This is a genomic window from uncultured Campylobacter sp., assembly GCF_938045625.1.
In the GTDB taxonomy this organism is placed as follows: domain Bacteria; phylum Campylobacterota; class Campylobacteria; order Campylobacterales; family Campylobacteraceae; genus Campylobacter_A.
Map to the genome: position 1 here is coordinate 56,090 of NZ_CALIAV010000046.1, position 18,485 is coordinate 74,574.

17 protein-coding genes and 1 pseudogene are annotated in these 18,485 nt (G+C 42.2%); 13 read left to right on the top strand and 5 right to left on the bottom strand.

What is annotated here, in order from left to right:
- Window positions 1–96 precede the first annotated feature (96 nt).
- The 6 genes from Q0386_RS04390 to rpsR all read left to right on the top strand — a co-directional run bounded on the left by Q0386_RS04390 (window position 97) and on the right by rpsR (window position 5,150).
- A complete protein-coding gene (locus Q0386_RS04390; protein WP_299027610.1) occupies window positions 97–915 on the top strand; it encodes an HDOD domain-containing protein in 819 nt (272 codons plus the stop codon).
- A complete protein-coding gene (locus Q0386_RS04395; protein WP_299027613.1) occupies window positions 912–2,834 on the top strand; it encodes a ribonuclease R family protein in 1,923 nt (640 codons plus the stop codon). The genes Q0386_RS04390 and Q0386_RS04395 overlap by 4 nt, the downstream gene beginning before the upstream one ends.
- Entirely contained in the window at window positions 2,827–3,813 is a 987-nt protein-coding gene (gene holA, locus Q0386_RS04400; protein ID WP_299027616.1) for a DNA polymerase III subunit delta, read from the top strand. The genes Q0386_RS04395 and holA overlap by 8 nt, the downstream gene beginning before the upstream one ends.
- A gap of 90 nt (window positions 3,814–3,903) precedes the next feature.
- Complete coding sequence (gene rpsF / locus Q0386_RS04405; RefSeq protein WP_298086202.1) at window positions 3,904–4,290, top strand: 30S ribosomal protein S6; 387 nt, start codon at window positions 3,904–3,906, stop codon at window positions 4,288–4,290.
- A gap of 9 nt (window positions 4,291–4,299) precedes the next feature.
- The gene (locus Q0386_RS04410) at window positions 4,300–4,875 is read left to right on the top strand and encodes a single-stranded DNA-binding protein (protein WP_299027619.1); all 576 of its coding nucleotides are present in this window, start codon (window positions 4,300–4,302) and stop codon (window positions 4,873–4,875) included.
- Window positions 4,876–4,889: 14 nt separating this feature from the next.
- Window positions 4,890–5,150, top strand: a complete 261-nt coding sequence (gene rpsR, locus Q0386_RS04415; RefSeq protein WP_295140647.1) for a 30S ribosomal protein S18 — start codon at window positions 4,890–4,892, stop codon at window positions 5,148–5,150.
- A 460-nt stretch (window positions 5,151–5,610) separates the two neighbouring features.
- Here rpsR and lon read toward each other — a convergent pair whose 3' ends face one another.
- Window positions 5,611–8,037: an endopeptidase La gene (gene lon / locus Q0386_RS04420; protein ID WP_299027623.1), complete on the bottom strand. Its 2,427-nt coding sequence runs from the start codon at window positions 8,035–8,037 to the stop codon at window positions 5,611–5,613.
- A gap of 9 nt (window positions 8,038–8,046) precedes the next feature.
- Window positions 8,047–8,694, bottom strand: a complete 648-nt coding sequence (locus tag Q0386_RS04425; RefSeq protein ID WP_299027626.1) for an outer membrane protein assembly factor BamD — start codon at window positions 8,692–8,694, stop codon at window positions 8,047–8,049.
- 152 nt (window positions 8,695–8,846) lie between these two features.
- On the opposite strand from Q0386_RS04425, the gene fliW reads away from it, so the two are divergent.
- From fliW to raiA, 7 genes and pseudogenes are all read left to right on the top strand, one after another.
- Window positions 8,847–9,230, top strand: coding sequence for a flagellar assembly protein FliW (gene fliW / locus Q0386_RS04430; protein WP_299027629.1), 384 nt, complete (start codon window positions 8,847–8,849; stop codon window positions 9,228–9,230).
- A gap of 19 nt (window positions 9,231–9,249) precedes the next feature.
- Window positions 9,250–13,092: a hypothetical protein gene (locus Q0386_RS04435; protein WP_299027631.1), complete on the top strand. Its 3,843-nt coding sequence runs from the start codon at window positions 9,250–9,252 to the stop codon at window positions 13,090–13,092.
- Complete coding sequence (locus Q0386_RS04440; protein WP_299027634.1) at window positions 13,086–13,697, top strand: prepilin-type N-terminal cleavage/methylation domain-containing protein; 612 nt, start codon at window positions 13,086–13,088, stop codon at window positions 13,695–13,697. The genes Q0386_RS04435 and Q0386_RS04440 overlap by 7 nt, the downstream gene beginning before the upstream one ends.
- Before the next feature lie 5 nt (window positions 13,698–13,702).
- A pseudogene (locus tag Q0386_RS04445) lies at window positions 13,703–13,765 on the top strand (prepilin-type N-terminal cleavage/methylation domain-containing protein); the annotation flags it as partial.
- Window positions 13,766–14,137: 372 nt separating this feature from the next.
- Window positions 14,138–14,653: a hypothetical protein gene (locus Q0386_RS04450; protein ID WP_299027695.1), complete on the top strand. Its 516-nt coding sequence runs from the start codon at window positions 14,138–14,140 to the stop codon at window positions 14,651–14,653.
- Window positions 14,653–15,135, top strand: a complete 483-nt coding sequence (locus Q0386_RS04455) for a hypothetical protein (RefSeq protein WP_299027637.1) — start codon at window positions 14,653–14,655, stop codon at window positions 15,133–15,135. The genes Q0386_RS04450 and Q0386_RS04455 overlap by 1 nt, the downstream gene beginning before the upstream one ends.
- 51 nt (window positions 15,136–15,186) lie before the next feature.
- Window positions 15,187–15,720: a ribosome-associated translation inhibitor RaiA gene (gene raiA / locus Q0386_RS04460; protein WP_299027639.1), complete on the top strand. Its 534-nt coding sequence runs from the start codon at window positions 15,187–15,189 to the stop codon at window positions 15,718–15,720.
- A 382-nt stretch (window positions 15,721–16,102) separates the two neighbouring features.
- Here raiA and Q0386_RS04465 read toward each other — a convergent pair whose 3' ends face one another.
- Genes Q0386_RS04465 through Q0386_RS04475 form a run of 3 tightly spaced genes read right to left on the bottom strand, consistent with a single transcriptional unit; the run spans window position 16,103 to window position 18,388 of the window.
- Complete coding sequence (locus tag Q0386_RS04465) at window positions 16,103–16,558, bottom strand: response regulator (protein ID WP_299027643.1); 456 nt, start codon at window positions 16,556–16,558, stop codon at window positions 16,103–16,105.
- A 40-nt stretch (window positions 16,559–16,598) separates the two neighbouring features.
- Entirely contained in the window at window positions 16,599–17,531 is a 933-nt protein-coding gene (gene hemH, locus Q0386_RS04470) for a ferrochelatase (protein WP_299027646.1), read from the bottom strand.
- The gene (locus tag Q0386_RS04475) at window positions 17,528–18,388 is read right to left on the bottom strand and encodes a Gfo/Idh/MocA family oxidoreductase (RefSeq protein WP_299027649.1); all 861 of its coding nucleotides are present in this window, start codon (window positions 18,386–18,388) and stop codon (window positions 17,528–17,530) included. Before Q0386_RS04475 ends, hemH begins: the two co-directional genes overlap by 4 nt.
- Window positions 18,389–18,485 lie beyond the last annotated feature (97 nt).

The following is an 18,485-nucleotide window of genomic DNA, read 5'->3' on the forward strand; positions in this document are numbered from 1 at the left end:
GTCGCTAAAATAAGCTTAACATATGTATTTAAGTTTTTTAAAAAGCCTTTTAGTGTAGAATTGTCACTTACGAAATCTCGATGCAAAGTGTAAAAAATGAATGAATCAATTTATAAACATATAAAGGCTCTTCCGCCGCTTGACGATACGATAATAAAAATTCAAACCGTTTGCTCAGACGACAATAGTTCGCTTAACGACCTATCTCAAATAGTCGAAAAAGACCCGATGTTAACGGCAAATATACTACGCTCGGCAAACTCCCCGCTTTATGGATTTAGCAGAGAGATTACTACGATATCAAGAGCCGTTACGCTGTTTGGTATGGCGACCATACGCGGATTTGCTCTATCGAGCGCGGTTAAAAAAAGCTTTAAGATAAATTTAGATCCATACGGTATCACCAGTCAAGATTTTTTAAATATTTCTATAATGCAAAATGCTCTAATGTATAACTGGTATTCAAAAATCAACGCTAGCGAGCTTACCGTTTTAAGCCCCGCCTCGTTTATGCTAGAAGTGGGTAAAATCGTCATCTCAAACGAGCTAAATGAAACAGGCAAAGCTGACGATTTTAAGGCAAAATTAAAAAATATTTCAAGCCCTTTTGATTTATCTGAGCTAGAAAACGAGATCGTCGGCATCTCTAACGAAACCGTAACGGCTAAAATTTTCGAACAATGGAACCTTGAGCCTGAGCTTGTCGACGCGATTTTGTATTCAAACAACCCGGATGATGCGCCTGAACACATAAAAAACTACTCAAAAGCACTTAAAGTCGTAAAAAATGCTGTCAATATCTTCAACCAACTAAACGACGACAATCTGCAAAATACGTTAATGTGCCTCGACGAATACGGCTTTGCGCAAGATAAATTCCTAGAAGCCGTCGCAAAAGTCAAAGCGAATTTGTGAAAGAATTTTTAACAAAACTACTTAACGGAGTGAGCGAAAAGGAAGTCGCCTCTTCCGATAAAGAAATCCTACGAAATTTACTAAATTTAAACGCCGCAAGCCAGCACAAAGATCGTTACTACCTAAATAACGGTTTTGTCTGTGGCAAACTCGATATAAGCGCAAACGGCACGGGCTTTTTGGCGCCCTACGACAAACGCTTTAAGCAAGATATAATAATAGAAAACAAAAATTTAAACACCTCGCACTACGGCGATATCGTGCTGGCAAAACTCCTGCCACTAAAGAAAAAACGTCAAAGCGCCAAGGTCGTGATGACGCTAAAACTCGCCAACGAAACGAGCGTAGTCTACACCAAACAAATAGGCTCTGTAATCCTTGGCGTAAATGTAAAAACTGCGCTTAGCTCGCCACTAAAAGCCTCGCAAAAATCGCTAAAAATGCTGCCGCCCGGCACTCTACTAAAAATCGGCAACCTAAACAACGAAATAGTCGAGGTTATCGGCAACATAAACGACCCGCTCAGCGACGAAAAAATCTCGCTCGCCGTCTTTAATAAAAACGATGAATTTAGCGAGGAATGCGAAGCTGAAGCGATCGCATGGGGCGACGAGGTCGATCCTGCGATGTACCCACAAAGGGTAGATTTAAGGGAGCTAGCCTTTTGCACGATCGATCCCGTCGATGCTAAGGACTTTGACGACGCGATATATTTTGACGAGAAAAAACGCGAAATTTACGTCGCGATCGCCGATGTGAGCGAATACGTCACCCCCTACTCTCCGATAGACGCCGAGGCTAAAACACGTGGATTTTCTATATATTTTCCGCACAAAGCCGTGCCGATGCTACCGCGAAATTTGAGCGAAAATATCTGTTCGCTAAAGCCAAATACCGCGCGCCTTGCATTTTGTTTCAAAATCACGCTAGGCGAAGAGGGCGAAGTCGCAAAAGAAGAGCTCTTAGAAGCTGTTATCGTCTCAAAAAGACGCTTTAACTACGACGAAGTCGATCAAATTTTACGCGGCGAACGCGAAGACGAGGCCGGCTGGATCAAGCCCCTTTTCGCGCTTACCTCACGCCTGCGGAAAAAACGCCTAAAAAACGCGTTTGACTTTAGGACGCAGGAGCTTCGTATGAGCCTTGACGCAGACGGTGGGCTAGCCTCTACGAGATTTGAGACCGATACCGACTCGCATAGACTCGTCGAGGACTGCATGCTGCTAGCCAACGTCGCGGCGGCAAAACGCATCGGCAAAGGCGTTTTTAGAAATCACGGCTCGCCAGATCTGCGAAAAATACAAATTTTACTCGAAGACCTCGGAGCTCTGGGCTTTGACTTCGTTTATGAGAGCGATATCGCAAATTTGGTTCGCAAAATCCAGACGCAGGCCAACGCCGTAGGCAACCGCGAAGAGATCGACAAACTCATCATAAAATCGCAAAAAAAGGCCGAATACGGCGCGCAAAATTTAGGTCACTTCGGACTGGGATTTGAGCGTTACACGCACTTTACGAGCCCGATCCGCCGCTACTCCGATCTCACGCTACACCGCCTTTTAAAGGCCAAGTTGCGCAACGACGAGAAATTTTTCAACTACTTGCTTTTAAATATCGAAGCGACTTGCTCAAATTTAAGCGAACTCGAGCGCGAAGCCGACAGGGTCGCGTTTGACTTTATGGATAGGAAATTCGCGCGCTGGGCGAAACAGCGCATCGGACAGCGATTTAACGCCTATATCAGCGAAAATCAAAACGTCGCAGTCGCCAGACTAGATGACGAGATAAAGGGCGCTAGGATATTTTTGGGCGCGTACGGCATAAATTTGCTACAAAAAGTCATCGTCGAAATCACGGACGCAAATATCGCGACGGCCGAGATTTTCGGCAAAGTCGTAAAGAAAATAATAGATGTATAGAAAAGAACTAGAAGCCGCGCTAAATTCGGCTAAATTTCCAAATTATTTTTTGCTTTACGGCGCGGACGAATACCAAATCGAGCTTTTTGCAAAGGAAATTTTAGCCAAATTTAAAGATTTCGAAATTTTGAGCCTTTACTACGACGAGTACGATTTTGACGCTGCACGAGCGCATCTTTGCGAGCCTTCGCTTTTTGGCGGCAGTCCGCTTTTGCACGTAAAAAGCGACAAAAAAATCCCCGCAAAAGAGCTAAAAATCCTGATAGAAGGTTGCAAAAACGGCGGCGCATTCGTTTTCGAGCTTTTTGAGCCCGATGCTAAAGCCGTTTTTGATACGCAAAAGGCTTTCGGGGTAAATTTTGCGAGATTTTTTAAAGCCGGCTCGCCCGAAGAAGCCGTAAATTTGCTCGGCAGGCAAGCTGCTAAAATGAGCCTAAACATCACGAAAAACGCGCTTTTTGAACTCTACCGTATACATAATGAAAATCTATATCTGGCTGCAAACGAACTAAACAAACTAGCCTCTCTAAACGAACCCATAAACGAAAATATCGTGAGAAGCTTGGTTTTTTCGCTCTCAAGCGTGAGTTTTGACGATTTTTTCGATAAATTTATCGCGCTAAAAGATATCAGGGCCGATTTTTTCTCCTGCGCAGATGATGGAAATTTTAATGAAATTTTGTTTATTAACTCACTTTACCGCGCGTTTTTTAGACTTTTTAAACTGCATGCAGGTATCAAAATAACGGGCAAATTTGACATCAAAGAAACACTCGGCTATGCACCGCCACCAAACGTCGCAAATGAACTAAAAAGGCAGTGCCTGGCTGTAAATTTAAAAGCGTATAGGGAAATTTTTATCGCATTAAATTTGGCAGAATTTGAACTAAAAACAAACTCCCCGCTCGATAAAAAAACCTTTCTACTCTCCTGCGTGCTCGGCCTACAAAATCTTATCGGCAAAAACAGCAAATATTAAGTAAAAAAAAGATAAAATCAGCTCTTGTCGAAAGACTTCCTTGCCCGTTTGCAACCGTGCAAGCGAGCTTAATACCCACAAGGAGAATCAATGAAGCACTACGAGCTTTTATTCATTTTGAAGCCTACTTTGACGGAAGAAGAAGTAAGCGCAAAAGTTGATTTCGTTAAAGAAATCCTAACCAAAAACGGCGCAAATATCGCGTCTGTTCAGTCTATGGGCACTAGAAAACTAGCCTATACCGTGAAAAAATACGAGCGCGGAACTTATTTCGTCGTGTATTTCGAAGCTCCGACACAAGCTATCGCAGAAGTCGAGCGTATCATAAGAATCACCGAAGAGATCATCAAATTCTTAACGGTCAAATTTGAAAACAAAAAAGAGATCGCCGCTTGGGAAAAGATGAGCAAGGGCATCAAACTAAACAAAAAAGAACCGAAAGTCAAAGCAGAAGAAGCTCCAGCAACGCAAGAATAAGGACGAAAAATGTTTAATAGAGTCGTTTTGGTAGGAAATTTAACACGAGATATCGAGCTTAGATATACGACTGCGGGCGCAGCCATAGGCAACAGCGCCATCGCCGTAACGAGAAAATTTAATGTAAACGGTGAAAAACGCGAAGAAACGTGCTTTATAGACATAACATTTTTCGGAAAACAAGCGGAAATAGCAAACCAATATCTTTCCAAAGGCTCAAAGCTTCTAGTCGAGGGCCGCTTAAAATTCGACCAATGGACAGACAACAACGGACAAAACAGAAGCAAACACACGATCAGCGTGGAAAATATGGAGATGCTAGGCGGACAGCAACAAGGCGGATACAATCAAAATAGTAATCAAGGCTATCAGCAAGGCGGTTACCAAAATAACGGCTACGGCGGCTATCAAGGTGGACAAAATCAGCAAAATAGCTACGCTCAAAGCGGCGCGCAAAGGCAAAATTTTAATAAACCGCAACAACAAAAGCAACAGCCAAAAGAAGAATACTATGGCGATAATGTCCGAGAAATAGATATAGATGCCGACAAATACGATGACGGCGATGAAACGATACCATTTTAATTAAGGAAAAAACAATGGCTGAAAAAAGAAAATATTCACGCAAATACTGCAAATTTACGGAAGCAAAGATAGAATTTATCGACTATAAAGATACTTCACTTTTAAAGTACTGCTTATCAGAGAGATTTAAAATCATGCCAAGACGCCTAACTGGCACTTCTAAAAAATATCAAGAGATGGTAGAGAAGGCTATCAAGCGCGCTCGCCAAGCAGCATTGATACCTTACGTAGTCGATCGCGATAACGTAGTGACCAACCCTTTTGAGGGACTATAATTTTTAAGCCCTTTTTTAGGGCTTATCTTTTCTTTTCAAATTTTACACTACTTCGCTTTTCTCAGACTTAATTATAAGACAAACTTCTTACTTAAAATAAACATAACAGTATTGCCACTGACGAGATTAAATTTTATAAATTAACATCATAAAAACCCGCACACAAAAAACATCATATGCTAAATTTTAGATCGATTGATGGCACTATATTTTATAAATTTACACCAACAATGTTGTTCACAAATTTTAAATATCGAGATCCAAGCTAATTTATATCAATAAATCAGTACTCAAATTTTATGGGCAATCAAAAAATTATACCACCCTAGCATCCAGCCGATTTGCATACGCATTACATAAAAAATAATTTCAAAATATAAAGTTTAATCAAATAAATTTAAAGATACTAAAGTAGAAATTTAGCCCCGATACCGAGGCTAAATTTAATCAAATTTTGTAGTTATTTTGCAACGAACGCATTTTTTAGCACGTCTTCGATGACGTCTACGGGTAAAATTTGCATATCATTTTTGACGTCTTGCGGGATGTCGCCCAGATCGCGTTCATAGTTTTTACGCGGTATCAGAGCTGTTTTGATACCGGCCTTATGCGCGGCGATAAGCTTTTCTTTTAGTCCGCCGATAGGCAGCACGCGGCCGCTTAGCGTGATCTCGCCCGTCATCGCCACGTCGCTTCGCACTTTGGTATCCGTTAGGATCGAGGCGATAGCCGTCACCATCGTGATGCCTGCACTCGGCCCGTCTTTTGGCGTGGCGCCCTCCGGCACGTGTATATGTAAATCATAACGACGATACACTTCGCTAGGGCTCGGCTCTTTTTTCACGCCGTCTTTGACGTCGTCAGGCAGGCTCGGAATGATTTTGGCAGGCACTTTTATCTTTTTAGCATCGATTAGCACTTTAACGAGGCTAAATGCGATATACGCGCTCTCTTTCATCACGTCGCCCAAAGAGCCCGTGATCTGCAGTCCGCCCTTGCCCTGTATACGTATAGCTTCGATCTTTAGCACATCGCCGCCCACACTCGTCCACGCCAGCCCGTTTACCTGGCCGATCTGCGGTTTTTTGTCTGCATGCTCGATCTCAAAGACCTTCTTTTCTAAAAACTCGTTCAAATTTTTAGTCGTCACGTTTATCTTTTGCACTTCGCCCTCGAGTAGTCTTTTTGCCGCTTTTCTAAAGATATCCGCCAGACGGCGGCGCAGATTTCGCACTCCGCTTTCTCGCGTGTAGTCCGAGATGATGAGGCTTAGCACGTCTTTACCTAGAGTCACTTCACTAGGCTTTAGTCCGTGCTTTTTGAGCTCTTGAGGGATTAGATATTTTTTCGCGATCTCAAATTTTTCCTGCGGCGTATATGAGCTAAGCTCGATAAACTCCATCCTATCGCGAAGCGCGGGTGGTATGGCGCTCACATCGTTTGCCGTCGCGACGAAAACGACCTTACTAAGGTCGATATTAAAATTTAAATAATAATCTCTAAATTTGTTATTTTGCTCGGGGTCTAAAATTTCTAGCAGTACCGCAGTCGGATCGCCGCGAAAGCTCCTGCCGACCTTGTCGATCTCGTCTAGCACCACGACGGGGTTCATTTGCTTTGCTTCGATTATGCCCTGTACGATACGGCCCGGCATCGCGCCTATGTAGGTACGGCGGTGTCCGCGCAGCTCGTTTACGTCCTCAAGACCGCCCAGCGCCACGCGCACTAGCTCGCGTTTTAGCGCCTTTGCGATGGAGTTTGCTAGGCTTGTTTTACCGACGCCTGGAGGTCCCGCAAAGCACAATATCGCGCCGTTATTTACCTTTCCCGCGACGCCTCGCAGCTGCAAAAGCTCGCGCAGAGCAAAATACTCCTCTATCCTATCTTTTGGCCTCTCAAGCCCGTAGTGATCGGCATTTAGCTGCTTTGCGACCTCTTGCACGCTTAGTTTTTTGTTCGCCAGATTTTCAAACGGCACCTCCACGACCCAGTCGAGGTAGCTTTGCGTCGTGTTGGCGTCGGCGGAGTCCGGATGCATGCGCGATAGTTTGTCGATTTGCTTTTTTATCTCCTTATATGCGTCCTCACCCATAAATTTTTTCTTAGCTTCCAGCTTCTTGCGGTACTCCTCGATCTCCTCTTCGCGGCTCGTATCGGAGCCGAGCTCTTGCTGGATCTGCTTTAGCTGCTCTTTTAGAAAATACTCCTTATTTACCTTATCGATCCTTGAGTGGACTTTGTTTTTTATCTCGCGCTGAAGCTTGTTCGCCTCGATCTCCTCGATGACGTAGTCGATGAGTTTTAGCAGCTTTTGCTCCAAATTTTCCTCGATAAAAAACTCGTACGCAGTCTTTTTCTTTAGCCTTAGCGAGCTTAAAATCAGATCACAAACGCGGCTGGGCTCGGCGCTCTCCTCTATCGTTTTTAAAAGATCGGGCGGGAAAAAATGACTAAGCGCGGCCAGATCTCGCACTTTTTCGCGAAGTACGGTTAGTAGCGCGTCGCTTTTGGTGTTTTCGGGTCTTTTTTCATGCAGTACGTCTACGACGGCTTGCAGCGGCTTTGAGGAGACTTTTGAGACTATGCGGCCTTTGCTAGTTCCTTGAAATAAAATTTTTACTCTACCGTCCGGTAGCGGCACTCGTCTCATCACGGTGCCTATGACGCCGGCATCGTAGATGGAGTCAAATTCTCGAGCGCCTTCGTTTTGCGCTTTCGTCGGTACGACTAGGATTGGGCTTTGCGACTCGAGAGCCAAATTTAGCGCTTCGATATTTTCCTCGTCGCTCAAAAAAAGCGGCGTGATCATAAATGGATATAAAAACAGCTCGTCCTCTACGATGACGGGTAGCTGCGCCGGGAACATTTTTGATTCGTAAATTTGCATATTTAGCTCCTATTCAAACATTTTTCTATACCAAGGAAGCTGCGGAAGCACGATATTTGCGTCATTTAGCGGCGAGGCTTGCACCTTTTCTTTATAAATTTGCGCCGACTCATCCCTACCTGTGCGCTCGTACAGATCGGCTATCTGCACGTCTAGGTTGTATATCGCGAGCTTAAATTTAACCAGCATAGTTTCGATCAGCGGGCGATACTGGGTGTTTGGATAGATGTAGAGAAATTTTTCTATCTCGGCGATACTATCTTGCATTAGCTTTTGATTGCGATTAGGTTGCGAGAACGAGTCAAAATTCGCTTTTATCTTTAGATACTGTGCAAATTCACTCCTAGGGCCGCCATCGCCGTATCTTTTGAGGTATTCATCGAGGTAAAAATTTGCCATCAGATACTCTTCGTCGTTAGCGTGAGCTTGAGCTAGTATCAGTAAAATTTGCTCCAAAAGCGGGCTAGCTACGTGCTCGCTAGACATCGCCGTATAGTGTTTGTCGGCACTTTCTAGGTCACGATTTTTGATATCGCCGATAATCTCAGAGTACCACTGATCGGGCGTTAGATTATAAAGCTCGGTGTATTTGTCGGCACAACCGCCGATTAAACCAACAAAAAACACCGCAGATAAAAATTTGATCAAATTTTTCATACGTTCCCTTAAATTTTAAATTTTTTAAAACGGACTATTTTACCATTGTTTTTATTGCTTTTCGGTAAATTTGATTTCATTTATGCTTAAAAATAGGAAATTTTGGATACAATTCGCGTAAATAAAGTAAATGTATAATTAAGGAGACGTATATGATTTTCCAAGTCAAAAGTCCGATTTTAGGCTTTGAGCACATCAAAAGTTATGAGTTAAAAGAATTAGATCAGTTTTTCATAAAGCTTCAAAGCATGGACGACGATACGTCTTTCACCGCGATAAATCCGTATGCTTTGAGAAATTACGAATTTGAGATACCGACGTATTATCAGGAGCTGATGGATATAAACGATCAAAGCGAGCTAAGGATTTACAACATCATGGTCGTGAGCACTCCGATCGAGACATCGACGGTAAATTTCATCGCTCCTATCGTTTGCAATATGACAAATATGACGCTCTCGCAAATAGTCCTTGATGCATGGACATATCCGATGTATAAACAGGCTGAAAAAATTTCGGATTTTATTGAGAAGTAAAAATTTTAAGGAAAACCAAGTGAAAAATTCTAATTTTTTTTTAATTGCGATTTTTTTACTAAGCTCAAGTAGCGCCTTTGCTGTAAAAGATAAAAATCAGCTGGAACATAATTTAGTATCTGCATCATCTAGCAGATATCTAGACAATAAAGAAACTGCCAACCTTCAAAAAAGAGTCATAAATGAAGAAGTAATAGACCAATACGGAGTTAAAAGACTAGAAGAACGAAAGATAATATACGGCGATATAGAGACTATCGGGGCCTCCGTATTAAGAACCGTAGGCAATAGCTCTCAAGGATACGGCTATAATTACAGGCCTATTTTAAGTTCCACTACGATACATACGTCCATTACAAATGTTGTATTTGAAAAAGAGGATACAAGCTATAGCTTAAACTCATCAAAAGCGACTTTTGACTTTTCCGATAGGAAAAATACCGACGGAGCAAGCATAGCAAATGATATAGTAGGAAAAAGAATTGTTTATGCTAGACTTTATTGGGCCGGAAGTTTTTCTTTAGGTTGGAGTATTTCAAACGATAACACGGCTAGAGATAAATACTTTGATACGATAAAAAACTTCAATACGATAAGATTCGGAACACCAAAAGGATACTATAATATTACCGCACACGAAAAAGATACGTTTTGGTTTGGGTCGCTCTCAAGTAGGGGCATGAGATTTCAATATCAAACAAGCGCTGATGTTACCGAGCTAGTAAAAGAGTCCCTAGGAAATACCGTAGCAAGCAGAACTTTTAGCGCAGGAAATATAAAAACTCATGATGGAATACCTCCGGGCCTATATTCATACACCGACGGTAAATGGTTTAACAATCTACAATCCCCTAGATACGGAGGATGGGCGCTAGTTATCGTATATGACTTTGGTAGCAAAGACGGTAAAAAAATAAAACCCAAAGGCGTCAATATATTTGACGGCATCAAGCTACTAACGCCGCTAGATTTAAACAAGGGAGCTAGCAGAAGCGCAGACATAACGGTTAGCGGCTTTTATACTCCAGTGAACGGTGCGGTAGTTTCCTCTCTTACCACTCTTTCATTCGGCGCAGCGAGCGAGATCTCGGCTGAAGACATAGAGATTAGAAAAGATAGCTACTCGACGTATAGCTCAATTTTTGATAGTACCCTAAATCAAAAAGGCGACCAGTTTAACTCCACTATATCTAAATTTAATAAGCACTTAAACCCTAGCAAAAAATATAACGCGAGTATGGATTTAGATACATACGATATTACCGGAAAACTTACCAATAAACAAACGTCTGCCGACATACGGCTAACTGCAAAAATAATCAAAAGACCTGATGGTAGCCTACAAGGCGACGAAGCCACCGTGGGTATGCTGGCGTTTTCTACCGATCTGTATGTACCGAAAGTATGTTATATAGAAACTCTATATGTTAGGGACAAAAATAAAACTAGCGAACAAGACTTTGAACCGGTTAGCACCAATGCCAGCAACAAAACTATCGCAAAAAAAGGGGATACGCTAAGAGTTAGGCTTCAAATAGTAAACAACGGAAACGAAGAGGCGCAAAAATTATCGGTAAACACTGCGCTAGATCCAAAAAATTCGACATATATAAATAATACTACGTTTATAAAACCCGACGTCGGAAGAGGATCGACATTTGCGGTAGGAGCCGGAGATAAAAACCCAGATAATACAAATTTGCAAACTTATGCCTCAGGTAAGCTAAAATTCCTAGTCGGTCAAGGTGCTGGCGGAGGTAACGGCGGTACGATAGGAAGCAATAATCAAGCCTTTATACAATTTGATACAGTACTCGGAGAGGCTTTTGCTAGAAATTCATATACCGCAAATTTTGAAAATCCTAGCATAAAGCTAGTGTATAAGGGTGCCATCGAAGAGTGCACCGAAACAAAATATCAACTAAGAGTAGGAAGTATAGCATCAAAAGTTGTAAATAAAAAATTCGGCGCATTGGGTAATTCGGAAAATTTATTCACTCAACTTGTCGCAAGAAAATTTGATGTTAAATTAGTAAATTTATTCATAAGCGAAGAAAACGGCAACGAGGTTAAAAAGCTTGACGATTTTAACTTTGCCAACGACGTTTACGTAGACGTAATAGAAGCAAATAAACCTTGCAACGGCGCACCAAACGTAATCGAAGGCGGCCAAGCGATTCGAGTACCAAAAACAGACCTTGCCAACAAAAGCATAATAGATCTAAAAAATATCTTAATCAAAAAAGCCTATCCAAATTTGATATTTAGACTTTCATATAAAGACGCGAAAAATATAGACCACAAAGTTTGTAGTTCCGATTCGTTTTCTATAAGGCCGAAGGAACTGAGAATTTACAACAGTACCACTAATTCGACAAATTTTGGAAGCATGGTCGGAGGACGAGCGTATAAAAATATATGGGTACAAGCCATAGATAATGAAAACAATACGGCAGCCAACTACTCGACAAATATAAAACCTATTACGCTTAGAAGATCGACTCTAGTTCCGGCAACTTGTACTGACGGTTTTACGTTTTTAAACGGTATAAACCTAGAAGCCGATACTACTAACGGACTAGGTGAAATAAGAATATCACAAGGCGGAGGCACTACTAGCGACTTCGTATATCCAAATATAGGACACGTCGCCATACACGCCAAAGATACGAAGTGGACAAACGTAGATAGAGGCACCGGCGGCAATCCTAGCGACTGCATAACAGATAGTGATACCACGACAGAAGACGCAAACGGCCAGATAGGTTGCGATACCCAAACTAGAGGCGAGCAAAATTTGCTATTCGTACCAAATGATATAGCGGCGCAAAATTTAACCGTAACCAACTTTGCCGGAGGAAGTATGACATATATGTCAAACGTTGCGCCTATGGGAGCAAACGTAACGTTTGGTCTAACGGCTAGACTAGGCGATGCCGCTAGGACGGTTGCTACGCTATACCGTGCCGGTTGCTATTCTAGAAACAATAGCTTTACCTTGGGGATAGATCAAATTTTAGGCGACTTTAGAAACAACGACGGTAGCGTGGCAACGCTTGCAAATATTCAAAATGCAATTATATTTTTTGACAACAATCCGCCTAGTTTCGTAAGAAAAGTAAACGCCGTAGCAAACAATGGCGCATATAGCGTAAACGCCAATGCTTTTAACGGCGGCACGGCACCTGTAACTGTAAGGCTAAATTTTGCAAGAAGCGTAAATATACCTAAAAATCCATTTACTTTAAGCAACCAAAACTTAACGATGGGCAGTATATCAGACGCTGACGCCGTAGCCGGCGCCGCATACGTAAAACCTACCGCCGTCAGTACGACGCAATTTTACTACGGCAGGGTATATGCGCCGACATACACCGGACCGCAGGCTGGATTTAATGAGAACCTATACTACGGCATATATTGTAACGCTTGCAATAACGCCATATATGCTCTAGCCGCAGGCACTCAGCTACCGCAAGCGAGTAATTGGTTTGTAAATGCGGCTCATACAAATTTAGCTCAAGGAACGAGCGGGGCACTAGCAGGCGCTGCTACGACTACGATAGCCCCGGCCACTCCGATTCCGGCAAACGGAATAGGCAACATGGGGCTATCAAGCACCATAGTAGGTACGGACGTGATCAGTATGCCTGCCTCAAGTTGGCTTATATTTGACCCGATAAATGCTTTGGCTGCCGTAAATCGCTTTACCGTTAACTTTACGTCAAATAACGTAAACTGGGGAGGACAAGCGCTAGATGAAAACGGAACGGACGTAGGCGTAGGTAATGTCGTGGGTACGCGAGGCGGCGGCAGGCTAAATAATATCATAAATAAACCAAGCAAGAGAATAGAATGGTAAGAGCAAAAAAGGGCTTTTCTTTAATAGAACTTATACTAGCCATCGTTATTATGGGATTGACGATGGCTGTAGTGCCAAATGTATTTTCTAGAGTATCGGAAAATAACAGCCTAGCCATAATACAAGAAACAGTAATGGACGCAAAAACGAGACTAGCTATCATCTCTACCGCAGCTTGGAGTTGCACCGGACGGGGCGATTTCCAAAGACTTTCGACTCCGATATTTGGAAATTTGGCAAATTTTTATACCCGAAACGGCATACCGCAAGAGGGAAGAAGAATTTTTTCCAATATAGCAAGAACAGGCGTAGCGTGTAGTCCATGGGAAAACAGAACAGGCGTTTTGAACTCATTTAACGGAAGACGTACGCAGATAATTAGCGCCGCAGGATACGATAGAGATAGCATAATAACGGCAAATTTGGTAAGCAACGTAAATCTCTCGCGAAATATGTCCGGCGCAGCAGACAATGACGTACGGGAGATTGCCGTAACGGCAACCACTCAAAACACTAGAGGACAAGGAAACGGCCATCAGATAATCCTGCGAGCATATTCGGCCAATATCGGCGACGCGCCAGCGATTTTAACTAAGGTCTGGTAGATAAAATGAAAAAAGCTTTTACGCTACTTGAACTAATGGTCGTTATAGTGATAATAGGACTATTATCGCATATGGGCATCCAAATGACTCTTAATATATATAGAAGCTATCTCCAGAGTAGAGCCATCAATACCCTAGAAACACAAACCGAATTAGTTCTAGAGCAAATTTCAAAAAGACTTGCCATACGAGTTAGGGGTTCAACGATAGGAAAACAGCCGGGTGGGCGCCCCCCCAATCTAGACGACGGAGCTTTCGTATCTACTAGCGCGGCGGGGCTAAACAACACCTTTTCTATCCTAGAGTGGGTGACGTATAGCTACGAGAGCTTTCAAGATGGGGGATGGAGCGGTTTTGCAGACCTGAGTAGTCCAAATACCGCAATAGCATCCATAGACGAAAACGTAAGAAGCGGAACAGTATCGACTCCCGGAAGCAGATTGTCCATATCCGCGGCTGCGCCTAACTTCTCAGCCGATCAAAATATAAGAGATCTCACCAACAATGTAGCCAGCATAGCCAACGGCAATATAGGCATAGTGTTTAAAAACATGAGTCTTAACTCCGCTACTTCTTTTGGCTATAATAGAACGAATGCAAATTCTGTAGGCACCATAGTAGCCAATGGCCAAAATAACATACTAAGTATAGCAAACTACAGAGATGCTCTTATCTCGGAACAATACTATTTACTTCACACGGCTTATGCAGTAGTCCCTGGTCAAGCTAGCGCCAATGGAGATTTTAGCTTATTTCTTCATTATAATTTTCGTCCATGGGCAAGACAAGAGTATAATAACGGAAACTCAGATCTGCTAGCTACAAACGTAACGAGATTTAACTTTACGGAAGCAAACGGTATTATAGTTTTAAAACTATGCATAAGGGACGCCGGCAGATCGCTAGAGCCTGCAGAGGCCGAGACTACTGTATGCAAAACAAAGGCGATATACTAATGAGAAAAGGTTTTAGTTTAGTTACCGCTATTCTTTTTGTAGTTCTAATAGCTACTTTGGCTATGTTTTCGCTAAATACTTCTGCAACTACGGCAAAACAAACATCGGACGTATTCTTGCGAGAACAAGCCGAACTCTTAGCTCAGGGCGCTACCGAGATAGCTGTTTTCAATCTCCTAAACACAAATTTCACGCAAGTAGCAAACTGCGCATTTTTAAACGCGAATAATCCTACTCCTATTTTACAAACAACTTTTCCAACCAACAATGTCGCCACCTCTTTGTTTACAGTAACAGTAACAGCAAATATGGCACTCGGCACTATAGGAGCTTGCAACGGTGCTGCCGGCAGAGGTTCGGCGGTAGTGCCGATACTAACCCCGGAATCTGCCGGAACGGTTATATTAGACGTAGTCGTTAGGTCAGCAAATGCCAATATTCCGCCGATAAGAATTCACAGACGCACGATTCAAAAACTCTAAAATAATACTTTATATGCTATAATGCTAGCACTTTAACGCAAAGGAGAGATGATGAATCTAAGCATCGTAGGTAAACAATTTGACCTAACAGACCCAATCAAACAACATATAGAAAACGCATTTGATGCGCTTAACAAATACGGACTGGATATTATTTCGGGTCGTTGCGTAGTTTCTGCGGACGAAAAAAACGGCAAAAAAGGTTTTAGCGTAGAATTTGCGCTAAATTTGGCAAAAAAAGACACGATCGTAATCCGCCACAAAGATAAAGATCTATACGCTGCAGTCGATCTTGCACTTGAGCGAGCGTCAAAAGTACTTCGCCGCGAGCACGACAAAAACACCACCGTCAAAAACAAAGACGACGGCAAAGCCGTTAGAGCCTCGATCGCAGACGAGCAGACGACTGACGGCGAGGTAGATGAGATAATCCCTATGGAGCTTGAGCTATATAAACCACTAGAGATCGAGGAAGCTATGCAAAAGCTAAAAGATAGCGATGCACAGTTTTACGTATTTAACGATATGGACGCCAAAATGCGCGTGATCTACAAGCGCTCTGACGGCAAATTCGGACTTTATTAATCAAATTTGGGCGAGATAAACTCTCGCCTTCTTACTCTTTCAAATCCACAAAGCTATCAATCAAATTTCAATCATTTATCACCGACTTCGCGACGCATTGCTTAAATTTTAATGATAAGCAAATTTGTACAACACCGATAGGTAGTTTTAAATACAAGATTGTTTAATTTAGCAAGATCAAATTTAAAAAGCTATTTTTAAATTTGATGATTGTAAGAGAAAATAGCCATTTTATGTGAAATTTTTTTCATCAACCAAAAACTCTATAGGCAACCATACTCAAAACATGCAAATTTAGCCTCGGTGAGCTTTTAAGGCTTTGATTCTTAATTAAATTCAAATTTCATGCCGATTCTCGCCGCGACTTAAAACTACACCAAATTTACACGATGCCCAAAACCGTACTTAACATCGACGGATTTTTATTTTGCAAAGATTGCTGTTTTTCTAGCAAGGAGTTGCTTTGCAAACTAGCTCGTAGCTCCTTTTCGTATTTGGTCAAAAGATCGTCCAGTACGGTTTCAAGCTCATCTCTTAGGCTTTTTTTCATATCGGTATTTAGCCCTAGAGCCTCCATCAACTCCTCTTTTTTGACCCTTAGCTTTTCCTGGATTTTTTGTTCGTTCATCTGCGATAAAAATCCTGCCGCGCCAAGCTGCGTAAGAGTCTTTTTAAAACCTTCCACATCAGGCTCTTTAGCGGTTTTTATCGGCTCAACGGCTTTTTTGAGCTCTTTTTCAAAGTCGGCGCCTTTTACCGCCTTTGCAGTCTTTTCTATGGCTTTTTGCGCAAGCTCGGCCAAAATCTTTTGGATAAATTTTTGCTCTTCGATCGTCATTTTGCATCCTTTATAAAAGATACATTATCGCAAGCAAATTTTATTCCTTAGCTCTATCTGCTATAAATTTAGCAAATTTTTCACTATCGTTTGGACAGCCTACGACGTCGTAAAAATCAAAATTTAACTCACTGGCGATATGACGAAATTCCTTTGACAGCTCAAAAACGGTTTCAGAGTTATCGATACAAAACGAGATCGGATAGATGAGCGCTTTTTTATCTTTTAGCTCGGCTAAGACCTGATTTAGCGATGGTTCGAGCCATTTTACGGGACCGAGTCTTGATTGATATGCCAGCATCGTTTGCTTAAATTTAACCCCTCGCTTCTCCAAAATTTCGGTTAAAATTTGAACGTGACGCTTGACATGCTCCTCATATATATCGCCCGCATCAACCATCTTTTGCGGCAAAGAGTGAGCCGAAAATACCAGCGTTATCTCGCCTGGGTTTAGATTACTCGCAGCTTTTTCGATGTCGTCCGCGACGATCTCGTTATATCTCTCATCTTCAAAAAACGGCTCGACGATTTTTACTTTCGCCTTTAAATTTAGCTCGGCTCGCGCCTTTTCAAAGTCGCTTATGCTAGATGTTACGGTCGTAAACGAGTGGTGCGGGTAGAGAGGAAAAACAACGATCTCCGAAGCCTCCGTAAACTCGGCCAAAACATCCTTCGCAAAAGGCGGCGTGTAGTTCATAGCAAAGGCTACCTCCGTATCATCGTCTAAAAAATGCGAAATTTTACCGCATAGTCTCGCCGTAAGCTCACAGATAGGCGATTTGCCGCCGATTTGACGGTAGTTATTTTGCGCGGCTTTTAGGCGAGATTTGGTTATCATAAACGCTACAAATTTGCGCAAAAGCGGGCTTTTTATCCCCAAGATATATGGATCGTTAAACATATTTTTTAAAAATACCTCAACCTCGCTAAGGTCGTTTGGTCCGCCCATATTTAGCAGTAAAATTAGCCTCATTCGCAAATCTCCTGAGCCTTTAGCGCGTCTTCGAGCGTACTTAGATCGCTTTTTGTGCCGCAACATGCCTGATAAAACTCGTTAAGTAACGCTTTAATCGGCGAAACGTCGCCATAAACCTTTAAATTTTGCTGCCCCTCAAGCGTGTATTTGTTTAGCTTAAGGCCCAGCATATCACCAAAATACACGCCCCCGTTCGCGGCAAATTCGATCGTAAATCGTTCTGCTTTAATGCGCTTTGAGTTGTGGATACTAGCTAGCGTCTGGTTTTTAAATTTAAGCTGAAAAAGCGAGTCCGTTTCGCTTCTTTTGTCGTCGTTTTGGATTGAAACTTTATTGCTAAAGATTATCTCGCTACCGGTTATAAACCTTGCGGCATCGATATTTTGTAAAATTTCAAGCTGCAAATTTACGCCCCTGCTAAAGCCGCGAGCGATATTTATCGAAAAAATATCTTTTTCTTTGGCAAGTTCTTTTTTTATAGAGGCGATAACGGGATTAAATCTATCTATAAAAGCCACGTAAGCGCCTATATTTTGGGATTTAAAGCAGTATTTTAACTCTCTTATCTCGCCTGATTTGCAAAGCCAAGGATCAAGCATGATAAATTTTATAAAATTTAGGCATTTAGGTATCAAATTTAGATATTTGTGCGTATCAGTGACGATAAGAGCGTCGATACGCACGGAGTCCAAAAGGTCGTTTATATTATCGTAAAAAGGAATCCGTCCGCAAATTTCGCTATTTTTAACGCCGTCAAAAATCGCCGCCAGCTCGAAGCGTTCGGAGCGACGAAGCTCGTTATAGTAGTGCTTCGCGTCGTTTCCAAATCCTATTATCGCAACTCTTTTTTTCATAATCTTTTTTCCAAATTTTAATGTTTTTTGGGCAATTATAGTCAAAAATAGTAATTAAACGGATAATGCGAGCTATTTTTAAATTTTACCGACGCCT

Bases quoted from the DNA above. Each gene is read 5' to 3' on its own strand.
- Q0386_RS04390 (WP_299027610.1), top strand. From the start codon at position 97: ATGAATGAATCAATTTATAAACATATAAAGGCTCTTCCGCCGCTTGAC.
- holA (WP_299027616.1), top strand. From the start codon at position 2,827: ATGTATAGAAAAGAACTAGAAGCCGCGCTAAATTCGGCTAAATTTCCA.
- rpsF (WP_298086202.1), top strand. From the start codon at position 3,904: ATGAAGCACTACGAGCTTTTATTCATTTTGAAGCCTACTTTGACGGAA.
- Q0386_RS04410 (WP_299027619.1), top strand. From the start codon at position 4,300: ATGTTTAATAGAGTCGTTTTGGTAGGAAATTTAACACGAGATATCGAG.
- rpsR (WP_295140647.1), top strand. From the start codon at position 4,890: ATGGCTGAAAAAAGAAAATATTCACGCAAATACTGCAAATTTACGGAA.
- lon (WP_299027623.1), bottom strand. From the start codon at position 8,037: ATGCAAATTTACGAATCAAAAATGTTCCCGGCGCAGCTACCCGTCATC.
- Q0386_RS04425 (WP_299027626.1), bottom strand. From the start codon at position 8,694: ATGAAAAATTTGATCAAATTTTTATCTGCGGTGTTTTTTGTTGGTTTA.
- fliW (WP_299027629.1), top strand. From the start codon at position 8,847: ATGATTTTCCAAGTCAAAAGTCCGATTTTAGGCTTTGAGCACATCAAA.
- Q0386_RS04440 (WP_299027634.1), top strand. From the start codon at position 13,086: ATGGTAAGAGCAAAAAAGGGCTTTTCTTTAATAGAACTTATACTAGCC.
- Q0386_RS04455 (WP_299027637.1), top strand. From the start codon at position 14,653: ATGAGAAAAGGTTTTAGTTTAGTTACCGCTATTCTTTTTGTAGTTCTA.
- raiA (WP_299027639.1), top strand. From the start codon at position 15,187: ATGAATCTAAGCATCGTAGGTAAACAATTTGACCTAACAGACCCAATC.
- Q0386_RS04465 (WP_299027643.1), bottom strand. From the start codon at position 16,558: ATGACGATCGAAGAGCAAAAATTTATCCAAAAGATTTTGGCCGAGCTT.
- hemH (WP_299027646.1), bottom strand. From the start codon at position 17,531: ATGAGGCTAATTTTACTGCTAAATATGGGCGGACCAAACGACCTTAGC.
- Q0386_RS04475 (WP_299027649.1), bottom strand. From the start codon at position 18,388: ATGAAAAAAAGAGTTGCGATAATAGGATTTGGAAACGACGCGAAGCAC.